11 protein-coding genes are annotated in these 11,509 nt (G+C 61.8%); 9 read left to right on the plus strand and 2 right to left on the minus strand.

The window, feature by feature from the left end; translation table 11 throughout:
• Positions 1-20: 20 nt before the first annotated feature.
• Both CMV30_RS14630 and groL read left to right on the plus strand, forming a co-directional pair.
• The gene (locus CMV30_RS14630; RefSeq protein WP_096057790.1) at positions 21-320 is read left to right on the plus strand and encodes a co-chaperone GroES; all 300 of its coding nucleotides are present in this window, start codon (positions 21-23) and stop codon (positions 318-320) included.
• 48 nt (positions 321-368) lie between these two features.
• Positions 369-2,006 carry a chaperonin GroEL gene (gene groL / locus CMV30_RS14635; RefSeq protein WP_096056721.1) on the plus strand — a complete coding sequence of 546 codons (1,638 nt, stop codon included), beginning with the start codon at positions 369-371 and terminating at the stop codon, positions 2,004-2,006.
• A 233-nt stretch (positions 2,007-2,239) separates the two neighbouring features.
• Here groL and CMV30_RS14640 read toward each other — a convergent pair whose 3' ends face one another.
• Positions 2,240-3,601 carry an acetylxylan esterase gene (locus CMV30_RS14640; protein ID WP_096056722.1) on the minus strand — a complete coding sequence of 454 codons (1,362 nt, stop codon included), beginning with the start codon at positions 3,599-3,601 and terminating at the stop codon, positions 2,240-2,242.
• 142 nt (positions 3,602-3,743) lie between these two features.
• Here CMV30_RS14640 and CMV30_RS14645 point away from each other — a divergent pair, with 142 nt between their 5' ends.
• The 7 genes from CMV30_RS14645 (at position 3,744) to CMV30_RS14675 (ending at position 10,542) form a co-directional block, all read left to right on the plus strand.
• A complete protein-coding gene (locus CMV30_RS14645; RefSeq protein WP_096056723.1) occupies positions 3,744-5,627 on the plus strand; it encodes a hypothetical protein in 1,884 nt (627 codons plus the stop codon).
• 251 nt (positions 5,628-5,878) lie between these two features.
• Positions 5,879-6,736: an HDOD domain-containing protein gene (locus tag CMV30_RS14650; protein WP_096056724.1), complete on the plus strand. Its 858-nt coding sequence runs from the start codon at positions 5,879-5,881 to the stop codon at positions 6,734-6,736.
• 246 nt (positions 6,737-6,982) lie between these two features.
• Positions 6,983-8,314 (plus strand): hemolysin family protein, encoded by a 1,332-nt coding sequence (locus CMV30_RS14655; RefSeq protein ID WP_096056725.1) that lies wholly within the window; start codon positions 6,983-6,985, stop codon positions 8,312-8,314.
• A 42-nt stretch (positions 8,315-8,356) separates the two neighbouring features.
• Entirely contained in the window at positions 8,357-8,560 is a 204-nt protein-coding gene (locus tag CMV30_RS14660) for a hypothetical protein (RefSeq protein ID WP_096056726.1), read from the plus strand.
• The gene (locus CMV30_RS14665) at positions 8,553-8,873 is read left to right on the plus strand and encodes a hypothetical protein (RefSeq protein ID WP_096056727.1); all 321 of its coding nucleotides are present in this window, start codon (positions 8,553-8,555) and stop codon (positions 8,871-8,873) included. Before CMV30_RS14660 ends, CMV30_RS14665 begins: the two co-directional genes overlap by 8 nt.
• Before the next feature lie 7 nt (positions 8,874-8,880).
• The gene (locus CMV30_RS14670; RefSeq protein ID WP_096056728.1) at positions 8,881-9,810 is read left to right on the plus strand and encodes a hypothetical protein; all 930 of its coding nucleotides are present in this window, start codon (positions 8,881-8,883) and stop codon (positions 9,808-9,810) included.
• Positions 9,811-9,900: 90 nt separating this feature from the next.
• On the plus strand, positions 9,901-10,542 hold the full coding sequence (locus CMV30_RS14675; protein WP_096057791.1) for an HAD hydrolase-like protein: 642 nt from the start codon (positions 9,901-9,903) through the stop codon (positions 10,540-10,542).
• A 12-nt stretch (positions 10,543-10,554) separates the two neighbouring features.
• Here CMV30_RS14675 and aroE read toward each other — a convergent pair whose 3' ends face one another.
• Complete coding sequence (gene aroE / locus CMV30_RS14680; protein ID WP_096057792.1) at positions 10,555-11,466, minus strand: shikimate dehydrogenase; 912 nt, start codon at positions 11,464-11,466, stop codon at positions 10,555-10,557.
• Positions 11,467-11,509: the final 43 nt, after the last annotated feature.

The raw sequence follows: 11,509 nt of genomic DNA on the forward strand, positions 1-11,509 counted from the left end.
AACCCAAATCCACAACCTATATGGCAAAAGTTAAAATCAAGCCCATCGGCGATCGCGTCCTCGTGAAGCATCTCGAAGACAACAAAGAGCAAGTCCGCGGCGGCATCATCATCCCGGACTCCGCCAAGGAAAAGCCGCAGGAGGCTGAAGTCATCGCCATCGGCACCGGCAAGAAGGACGAAAACGGCAAGTCCGTCGCGTTCGAAGTCAAAGTCGGCGACAAGGTCCTCATCAGCAAATACGGCGGCACCGAAGTGAAGATCGACGACGTGAAGTACACGATCGTTCGCGAAGACGACATCCTCGGCGTCGTTGGCTAAGCGCGTGCCCGGAATTTACCTACAACTTAAAACTCACTCTTAAAAAACATGCCCGCTAAACAAATTCTCTTCGACGAAGCAGCCCGCCAAAAAATTCTTCGCGGCGTCGAGCTCCTCGCTCGCGCTGTCAAGGTCACCCTCGGACCGAAGGGCCGCAATGTCGTCATCGACAAGAAATTCGGCTCACCCACCGTCACGAAGGACGGCGTGACCGTCGCCAAGGAAATCGAGTTGCCAGACGCCTACGAAAACATCGGCGCGCAGCTCGTGAAGGAAGTCGCTTCCAAGACGAACGACTCCGCCGGTGACGGCACCACGACCGCCACGGTCCTCGCGGAAGCCGTCTACAAAGAAGGCCTCAAGCACGTCACTGCCGGCGCGAACCCGATCTACTTGAAGCGCGGTATCGACAAGGCTGTTGAAGCCGCTGTCGCCGAGCTCGCCAAGATCTCCAAGAAGGTGAACGCCTCCGAGGAAATCCGCCAGGTCGCCACCGTCTCCGCCAATTGGGACGCCGAGATCGGTAACATCATCGCCGAAGCTCTCGATAAGGTCGGCAAAGACGGCACCGTCACGGTTGAAGAAGCCAAGTCCATCGAGACCACCCTCGACGTCGTCGAAGGCATGCAGTTCGACAAGGGCTATCTCTCGCCTTACTTCGCGACCAACGCGGAGAGCCAGGAAGCGCTTCTCGAAGACGCTTACGTCCTCATCCACGAGAAGAAGATCTCCAATCTCCAAGAGTTCCTCCCGATCCTCCAGGCCAGCGCCAAGACCGGCAAGCCGCTCCTCATCATCGCTGAAGAAGTCGAAGGCGAAGCCCTCGCTGCTCTCGTGGTGAACAAGATCCGCGGCACGCTCAACGTCGTCGCCGTCAAGGCTCCTGGCTTCGGTGATCGCCGTAAGGCTATCCTCGAAGACATCGCTGTCCTCACCGGCGGCAAGCTCCTCTCCGAAGACCTCGGCATCAAGCTGGAGAATGTCACCGTTGCCGATCTCGGTCGCGCGAAGCGCATCGTGGTCGACAAGGAAAACACCACGATCGTCGAAGGTTCGGGCAAGTCGTCCGACATCCAGGGCCGCGTGAAACAGATCCGCCGCCAGATCGAAGAAACCACGTCCGACTACGACAAGGAGAAGCTCCAGGAGCGTCTCGCGAAGCTCGCTGGAGGCGTGGCCGTCATCAACGTCGGTGCAGCCACCGAGTCCGAGATGAAGGAAAAGAAACAGCGCGTCGAAGACGCTCTCCATGCGACCCGCGCAGCCGTTGAAGAGGGTATCGTTTCCGGTGGCGGCGTGGCTCTCCTCCGCACCGCAAAGGCGATCGATGCAGTGACGCTCACGCTCGAAGGCGACGAGAAACTCGGCGCTCAGATCATCCGTCGCGCAGTTGAGGCTCCTCTCAAGCAGCTCGTGTTCAACGCTGGCCTCGAAGGCGCAGTTGTTGTCCAGCAGGTGCTCTCGAGCAAGGGCAACAACGGCTACAACGTGGCGACCGGCGAATACGTCGATCTCGTCAAGGCCGGCGTCGTCGATCCCACGAAGGTCACGCGCATCGCCCTCCAGAACGCCGCGTCGATCGCAGGCCTCCTCCTCACGACCGAAGCGATCATCACCGACGCTCCGGAGAAGAAGGAAGCCGGTCACGCGCATCCTCCCGGTGGTGGCGGCGGCATGGACTACTAAGTCCACGCAGCTCCAACGCTGACGAACGAGCGTTTTCAACTGCTCCTAAGAACTTCAAGGCGCGCTCCGAATGGAGCGCGCCTTTTTTGTGGGCGACTGAAAACGAGGCTGACTGCTTTATTGGAGGTTAAGCGCGGTGCCCTCACCGCGCTTAAGCATCGAAAGCGGAATCAGCGTCATGCGCGGTGAGGGCACCGCGCCTCCAACGAGATTTCCGCGTATTTCGCCGCCGCTTACTTCGTGAGTTTCAGAAAGCCTCCGATCCACTTCGCGACTGCTTCCGTCTGCTCGGGGATGATCGGGTGGTTGGCTTCGAGCGCGAGGACGAGTTCCTTGGGCGCGTTGATCTGATTGAACGCGGCGTACATCGAAGTCGGGGGACAGGTTTCGTCGTTGTAGCCCCAGGTGTAGTGGCCGGGGACTTTCACGCGTTTGGCGAAGTTGACGGTGTCGTAGTAGGAGGTCGTCGCGATCTTCGCGGGCGTGGCGTGGAAGTTTTCGCCGGTCTTCGCGTCCGGGCGGAACATGTGCGGCCAGCCGCCAGCGCGACCGTTGAGATAGCCGGTGACGTCGCAGTACGCGGGGAATTGTGGGGCGAGGCCTTTCACGCGTGGATCGAGCGCGGTCGTCACGATCGTGAGCTGGCCACCCTGGCTGCCACCGGTGACGACGAGGTTCTGGCCGTCGTACATCTCGCGCGAGACGAGGAAGTCATTTGCGCGCACGCAGCTCAGGTAAACGCGGCGGTAGTAGTAGAGGTCTTTGTTATCGAGGTTGTAGAGGTGATAGCCGCTGAGAGCGCCGGTGCGGAGTTGGTCGTAGAGGCCGGGGGCGAGGTTGACGGGGATGCCGTGGATGCCGATGTCGAGCGTGATGACGCCGCGGGCGGACAGCTCTTTGCTACCGGTGTAGGGACGCACGCCGGCGCCGGGGACGCGCAGCACGGCCGGGTATTTCCCGGGGGCTTTGGGTTCGCAGAGGATGCCATAGATGCGGGAAACGTACTGGCCGGAGGAGCCGACGGTGCGGAAGCTGACGTGATAAACATTCACTGCGGGGGTGCAGGCTTCCGGCATGAGCGTGATCTCGGGCTCCAACGGCACCTTCGCGAGTTCGGCTTTGCCTGCGTCCCAGAAAGCATCGAAGTCGGCGGGCTCGGTTTGCGTGGGCTGGATTTTCTCGGGGGCGAAGGCGGCGGTCGCTAGGCCGCGGTAAGTTTTCCCGCCGAATTCGGCGGTGACGATGCAGCGGATGAAACCCGGGACTTTCAGCGTGCCGCCATCGATGGTGACGATGCCGTCGGCTGAGGCGGTGGCGGTTTTCTCGTCCATCGGGAGCATCTCGGGGCCGACCTTGTAGGTGATGTTTGCGCCAGCGAGCGGCTCGTTGTCGGCGGTGACGGCGACGGTAAATTTGACGTTTTCGCCGGGCTGGTACGTCCAGTCGCGGTGATCGGGCGAGACGCGGAGCTGCACGGTTGCCAAGCGTCCGGCGGCGTGGGCCGGGACCGGGGTGATGGGCGTCGGGGCGGCGAAAGCCGGGAACGCGGTGGAGAGAGTGAGGCAGGCGGCGAGGAGGAGGCGGGTTGTTCTCATAGGGAGTGATTGCGCGGGAGAGCCGGTGTGGCGGTGCGGGGGCGGTGTACTTTGCGGAGTTATACTGACTTGCCAGAGATTAGGCTGGGCAAGGCGGGCGCGATTTGGGATGCCTTGCCGCCTACCCGCAACACTACGCTTTATGGCACTTTGGGAATACAAAGTCATCACCAGCGGCCTGCATGGATTCGCATCGCCGGCCCTGATGGAGACGCACCTCAACACACTCGGCAAAGACGAGTGGGAGATCATCCACTTTCAGACGTTACCTAACAATCCGCTCGCGTTTAACGGCCTCGCCCGCCGTTCGACGATGCGCGATTGGGTACCGCCGGAAGTCGCCGCCGTGGCTTCGCCGCCACGACCATCGGCTTACGAACCGGCTCACGCGCCCGCGAAATCAGCCGCTGCGCACGTCGAGGAGAAACCCGAGTTGCCTGCCGCGATCGCGGCGGAGGCCGAGTCGTCGAAAAATGCCCCCGGCTCCTCGCTGCGCGCATTCCGCGACACCGAGCGCGACCAAGATCCGCAGGCGCAGGACGAGGCCGAAGATTGGGATAACTGGGAAGATAATCAGGACGAGCTCCCGACCTTCTTTGAAGCGATCAAGCCGCTCCTCCGCCGGAATCAAAAAGGCCCGGGCAACTCTGCGGGTATCGATCAACTCGCCCGCCGCTGGGAGCAGCGTGAGTCCGATGTCGTCGGCGCACTCAAGGAGTGCGGCCTGACTGTTCCCGAGACCGAGGATGAAGATCCGGAGTATTTTGAATTTGAAGGCGATCTGTTCTGGGTGAACCGCAACAATCGCGGCCAGCTCTTCATCAACAGCCGCGAGAAACCGCGCCCCGCGTTTCGCACCGCAAAGGCCATAAAACTTGCAGCCGAAGATCCCGCCGCTGTCGAACTGGTCGCCGAGCGCACGGCCGAGAAGGCCGAGATCGAGAAACAAAAGGCCGAGCGCCTCGCGCGTCAGGCTGCCTCCGACGCCGCGCGTGAAGCCGCCCGCCTCGCTCGCGAGAAACGCGACGCTGAACAAGCCGCCCGCGCTGCTGAACGTGCAGCAAATGCCGCCACCGCAGGAACCTCGGGCTCCAGTGGGGATAAAGAGTCTTCCTCGTCTGAGGAGACGACAAAGGTGTTGTCCGGTCCCCTCCCGCCGGAAGCGGAGCTTTTGGAGAAGATCCGTCCGCAGATGCGCCGCAACCGTCGTGGTCCGGGCTACTCGGGCAGTTTCCCGTTCCTCGCGCGTGCTCTCAACATGAGCGAAGCCGATCTCGTGGCGGCTTTCACCGTGCTCGGTTTGAACGTGCCCGAGAACGCGAACGACAAACCGGTGTACGTCGAAATCGACGGCGCTGTGTATTGGATCAACAAAGACGGCCGTGGCGGTGTCTGGATCAACGGACGCGAGAAGCGCGACGGCGAACGCCAGCCCAGCGCCAGCAGTGGCGGCCATGGTAACGGAAGCGGCGAAGAGGCGGCTCCCGCCGTGCCGTCTTACGAGTCGGCGCCCGGCCCGGCATCGACCGGTCCGCTCGATCAGGACAAACCGGCGCAGGAATCCGCGGCAGCCGTCGAGCCTGCTCAGGCGGACGTCGCAGCCGTGGCGTTGCCAGTGTCCGAGGAATCCCCGGCTAAACCGGCGGAGTCGTCAGATGCTCCAGTGGCTGTCTCGGGTGAGAATCCTGTGCTCACAGCGGTGCGTTTGCTGCTCAAGCCTAACAAGCGCGGCAGCGGTGTTTCCGGCGAAGTCGGTTTCCTCGCACGCACTTTGGAGAAGAGCGAAGACGTGTTCCTTGGCACGTTGACTGGCGCGGGACTTGTCGTCCCGGCGGACAGCGATGCTAAGCCGGTTTTCGTCGAGCAGGCCGGGGAGATTTTCTGGCTGAATAAAAACTCCACCGACGGTTCGCTCTGGCTCAATGCCAAGGCGGCGAAGTCTGCGGCGAAGAAATCGTCTTCGGCCGCGTCTGGTGCGAGCCGGCCGCGCAGTCGGAAGCCGAAGGCGGGAGATAAAGATTCCTGAGCCTAAAAGGCGCTGCTGCGGCAGCGCCTTTTTTGTTTTTGTGTCCGATGGGGGGAGCGGTGCCCTCACCGCGCTTTTGCCATCGAAGGGGTAATCAGCGTTGAGCGGGGTGGGGGCACCCCGCCTACATCGGGACGACGAGCGTGTTTTCGGTTTCGCGGAGAGGAATCGCGTAAAGGGCGCGTTAAAGTCCGGGGAAAATCGAGGGTGGGTTTTACCTTCGATAAACATGCTCCGATGTTCGCTACACCATGACTGTTGCCCAAGGTCTACCTCGCGAGAAGTTACTTAAAATTGCCCAGCAGATGCCGGCATCGGCCGGTGTGCTGGCGCAGCTGGGGCAGTTGTTGATGGATGTGAATTCCGGGCTCGAAGAGATCGCCCGCCTGCTGAAGCGCGACACGGCGCTGGCGGCGCGTGTGATCCGGATCAGCAACAGCGCGGCGTATGGCTCGGGCGGTGGCATCGCGTCGATTGAGGACGCGGTCGGTCGCGTGGGCTTTGCCGAGGTTTACCGGCTGACGGGATTCGCGTCGGCGGCGCAGGTTTTCGATCACGATCTGCCTTCTTACGGAATCACGGGTTCTATTCTTCGCTCGAACACGCTGCTGACGGCGCTCGCGGTCGAATCACTGGCGAAACGCGCGGCGGTGGATTCGCGCGCGGCGTACACGGCCGGGTTGATGCGTTCGGTGGGCAAAGTTGTCCTCGATAAACTCGGGAAGCAGTCGCTCGGTTATGGGCAGGATTTTATGCGGTCGGGGCAGGGTTCGGTGCTGGAGTGGGAGCTGGCGGTTTTCGGCGCGAGTAACGCGCAGGCGGCCGAAGCGGTGCTGGCTTCGTGGAATTTCCCGGCGTCGGTTTTCATCCCGGTGCGCGAGCAGCATCTGGCGGTCAAAGTGCCGGATGCGCATTTGCGCACGGCGACGTTAGTCAATCTGGCTGCAGGCATCGCCGCCGAGTCGGGTTATGTGCTGCCCGGTGAGTCCGGTGCCTGGGAAACGACACCGGAGAAGCTGAAGGTGGCGGGCATATCGATGTCGCTGTTACAGGATTGCGCCGAAGAGGCGCGCGAGGCGTTTGCGCAGATCAAAGACTCGCTGGAGTGATCGGGCGGCGAGAGCCAGTTGCGCTGAGCGGACGCCGTTAATGCGGTGCGGGCGAAGCGCAGGGCTGGCGTGTATTCGCGCGGCGAATCCGGGTGGTTTTGGGGCGGATTCCAGTTTTCGTGTGAGGGGCCGATGTTGAGGCAACCTGTTACAAAAATGCGGTTTACGTTTTCAATGACCTGTCGCGCGCTGGCAAAGGGTTTGCTTGCAAGAGCGTGCTGGTTAGCGTGACCGCCCTTATTCGCGATGTCCGAAATTTCCACCGAGCTATTCATTCTTTTCCTGCTGTTGATCGCCAATGGTGTGTTCGCCATGGCCGAGATTGCGGTCGTCTCGTCGCGCAAGGCCCGGCTCAGGCAGCTTGCGGATGAAGGGCACGAAAGCGCCAAGGCGGCGCTGGCGCTGGCGAATGAGCCGACGCGCTTTTTATCGGCGGTGCAGGTGGCGATCTCGTTGCTGACCGTCATGCAGGGCGCGTACACGGGGGCGAGTTTTGCGGCTAAATTGACGCCGCTGTTTGCCCAGCTGTCGTGGTTGAGCGCGGAGAATGCGTCGAAAGTGGCGCTGATCATCTCTGTGATGGCGGTGACTTTTGCCTCTGTGGTGGTGGGCGAGCTGATCCCTAAGCGGCTCGGTCTGGCGAACCCGGAGCGGACGGCGATGATTTTGGGCCCGCTGGTGAGCAAGCTGACGTGGATTTTTTATCCGGTGGTCGCGCTGCTCACGCTGGCCACGGAGACGTTGCTCAAGCTGCTTGGCGTGAAGCCGCAGAAGGAGACGCCGGTGTCGGAAGAAGAGGTAAACATCTTGATCGAACAAGGGCTGCACGCGGGCGTGTTTAACAAGACGGAGACGGACATGGTCGCAGGCGTGCTGGAGCTCGATCAGCTGCCGGTGACGGCGCTGATGACGCCGAGGCCCAAGATTGTTTTTATCAATCTCGACGATCCGGAAGAGGCGAGCTGGCGGAAGATCGTGGCGAGCGGGCATTCGTATTTCCCGGTTTTCCAGGGGAGCCGTGATCAGGTGGTCGGCATGGTTTCGGTGAAGTCGCTCTGGGCGCATTCGGCGATCGGGCTCACCACGAATTTGAAAAACCTGCTAGTGCAGCCGCTGATCGTGCCGGAGACGATGAACGCGATCCAACTGCTCGAAGCCTTCAAGAAATCGAGCAAACACATCGCGCTGGTGAGTGACGAGTTTGGCGCGATCCAAGGTTTGGTGACGTTGATCGATGTGCTCGAAGCCATCGTAGGCGATCTGCCTGCGCAGGGTCGGCGGCAGGCGGCGGCGATGAAGCAGCGCGAAGACGGCTCCTGGCTAGTCGATGCGACGCTCAGCATCGATGAGCTCAAGACGCTTGTACAGATGGAGGAGCTTCCGCACGAGGATGAGGCGGATTTCCAGACGCTGGGCGGTTTCGTGATGACGCATTTCGGGCGGATTCCGGCTGCGGGCGATTATTTCGACCACGGCGGCTGGCGGTTTGAGGTCATGGATATGGACCGGCACCGCGTGGACAAAATGTTGGTTGGGAAAACGCCGGCTCCGGCCGCGCTGCAAAAGGCGGCGGGGTGAGCGGGTGGCTTGACGGGTTTTGATCAGAACTAACTTTGCCGCATGACCGCCGTCGCGATTCTTGATTTGAAGCAAAAGCTTTCAAAGCTATCGGCTCAGGAGAGGCGGGAAGTGACGTCGTATCTGTTGCGGCTAAAATATGAGTCGGCGGAGGGGCGGAGAGAAACCTCGCGCCGGATGCGTGAGATGGATCAGGGCAAAAAGACCCGACTTGTTGATCTTAAGAAGACCCTGAGACATGCCTAAGCCGGCTTACGAGCCGGTATTGTCAGCTGCTGCGACGACGATACTGGTCGGGCTTTCACGAGCGAAGCAGCGGAGCGTGATTGGGTTGATCGAAAAACTGGCGGAGCACCCGCAGCAGGACGGTGATTATTCCTCGGTCGATGATGCGGGGCGTGCGGTGCAGCACGTGTTACTCGGTGAGTGGCATCTTTCGTATTGGGCTGATCACGCGGCGGTCAGCCTGGTTCCCGCGCTCGTGAATAATTTGTCGGCAATTTCCAGCAACTTCGGGTTGATTAGCGGGCGACTCGCCGCGACGGTTCGCGCGTCATGACCGACCCATGCAAGAAGACCCCTTCTCCGGCTCCCCGTCCTGCATCCAAGGCCGGCAGCTCCCAAGCCCGTCCGAAAGAAGCCGTCTTCAACACGATCACGAGCGCCGATTGGAAGCACTCGATCGCCTTGGGCAGGCAGCGGAAAACTGCGGGCTTAGAGCAGATTCGGACGGCAATCTCGTCCTCTACGCCGAAGACGAAGTAAGCCTGCTCGAAGCGGCTGGGCATCCGTGGACTGATCTGGGGGACGCGATAAGGGCGTTCCGTGTGTGTCTGCCGTTGATGCCGCTGGAGACGTTTGGGTTTCCGGCAGATTCGGAGAATCCGTTGGAGGAGCCGAATGCACTAATGCGCCGTATCGGCGGCGGGGTGGAGGCGTGGGCGTTTGCAGCGGAGAGCGATGGCTCGGTGTATAAATTTTTCCGTCCACGCGAGGGCGACACGATTGGCAGCGCGTTTGGGTTTCGCCGTGGCGAGGAGGCGTGGTTCAACGCGGAGGCACGACTCGGGACGTACCGGCAGTTACTGGAGAAACTCCTCCTCATCCACGCGCTCGGCGGCATGGCCTGCGAGGTGGTCGCGGTGACGTACGAGGGAATCCTCGTGGCGAAACAAGTGCTCGGCGATCCGCTGCCACAGGGCGACGATGTGTCGCGTGTGCTGCCGACAGATCTGATCGAAATCCCGTCGCGGTTCCTACGCGCGAATCGCGATCACCCGCGGCTTTTCTGGCAGGGCGGGCGTGCGTGGCTGGTCGGGGATTTGCACGCGCGCAATTTTGTCCGGGGCATCGATGGCGGGCTGCATGTGATCGATCTGGTCGCGGCGCGATGGCCGGAAGAGGCGGGAAATCCGTTGATTGCAGACTGGCTGGAGCGGGTGCGGAGCGATCCTCATGCGTCGCTTTTGCGCGAGGGAAATGACGATGAACTGTAGGCTTTTCGCGGAACGGCGGGGCGGGGGTTTTACCGGTTCTGAAAACGAAGATTGATTTGTCGCGTGGTGCGGACAGGCAGGAGCGTTCTGATGAAGTACAAGTTGGTGATCTTCGATTTCGACGGGACCCTCGCGGATTCGTTCGAGTGGTTTTTAGGGGTGGTCGATGAGCTGGCGGCGAAGCATAAGTTCAAAATGTTTGAGCGAGCGGAGCTCGATGAACTGCGTGGCAGCTCGGCGGTGAAGGTGCTCGAGCACCTCGGCGTGTCGCGCTGGCGGCTGCCCGCGATCGGACGGCATCTGCAAAAGCTGGCGGCGCGGGATACAGGGAAGATTTCGTTGTTCGAGGGTGTTGAGAAAATGCTCGCGGAGCTGGCGGCCAGCGGGGTGACGGTGGCGATCGTGAGCTCTAGCGTAGAGAGCAACATCCGGAAAATTTTGGGGCCGAAAAATGTGGCGCGGGTGGCGCACTTCGAGTGCGGGGCGTCGCTTTTTGGCAAGCGCACGAAGCTGCGGAAGGTGTTGCGCAAATGCGGCGTGAGCGCGAGTGAAACGCTGTGCGTCGGCGACGAGGTGCGCGACATCGAGGCGGCGAAGGCGGAGGGGATTCCTTTCGGCGCGGTGGGGTGGGGGTTCACGCATCTGCACGCGTTGCGGGAGTGCGAACCCGAGGAAGTTTTTGCGACGGTGGGCGAGATCGCCACGTGCGTTGCAGGACGCCGGGTGAAGTAAGGCTGACGTGAGTTAGCGGCCCAAGGCGGCGGTCGCGGCGGTGCGCATCGCTTCGACGGGGACGGGGCCGCCGGTCCAGATTTCCAAGGCGCGGGCACCTTGGTGGATGAGCATCGAAAGGCCGTTGGCAGCGGGCAGGCCGAGTGTACGCGCTTGCGCGAGGAGGCGCGTTTCGGGCGGGTTGTAGATCATGTCGAACACGCCGGCGGGCTTGGGGAGCTGCGTGAGATCGATCGGCTGTGCGTCGGCGGGTTTCATGCCGGCGGAGGTGGCGTTGATGACGAGCGCGTCGGCGGGAAGATCGGCGGGAGGATTTTGCGGGTCGAAACCGTGGAGAGGGATTTTTCCGGCGATGGGCGCGAGGTCGATGAGGAGGGCGTCGAGGTTGAAGCGGGTGCGGTTGGCGATCCAAAGGGAGGCGCATGTGCGCTGGAGGCATTCGACGGCCGCGCCGCGGGCCGCGCCGCCTGCGCCGAGAAGGATGAGGGGGGAATCGGTGAGTTCGCGGCCGAGCGTTTCTTTGATCGCCGTGGCCAGGCCGTAGCCGTCGGTGTTGTAACCGCGCCAGCCGGACGGCGTGCGGAGCAGGGTGTTCACGGCGCCGATGGGTTGGGCGGCTTTGTCGATCTCGCCGACGTGGCCGAAGGCAATGACCTTGTGCGGGACGGTGAGGTTGAGGCCGGTGAAGTCTTCGTCGTGGAGGCGCGCGAGTGCGGTGGGGAGATCGTCGGGCGGGACGTCGAAGCGGAAATATTTCCAGTCGAGGAAACGCGTGTCGGTTTTCGCCAGCTCGGTGAGCGCGGCGTTGTGCATGGCCGGGCTAATGGAGTGTTTGATGGGGTGCCCGAGGACGGCGAGTTTGTGGCCTTCGTGTTTCCAGTGGCCGAGGCGATCGAGCGTGAGGACGGTGTCGGGCGAATCCATGAGCGGGTGAGTGGCAGCGTTCGCGTCCACGCGGGAAAGGAAA

The sequence above is a fragment of the Nibricoccus aquaticus genome (genome assembly GCF_002310495.1).
Taxonomy (GTDB): Bacteria; Verrucomicrobiota; Verrucomicrobiia; order Opitutales; family Opitutaceae; genus Nibricoccus; species Nibricoccus aquaticus.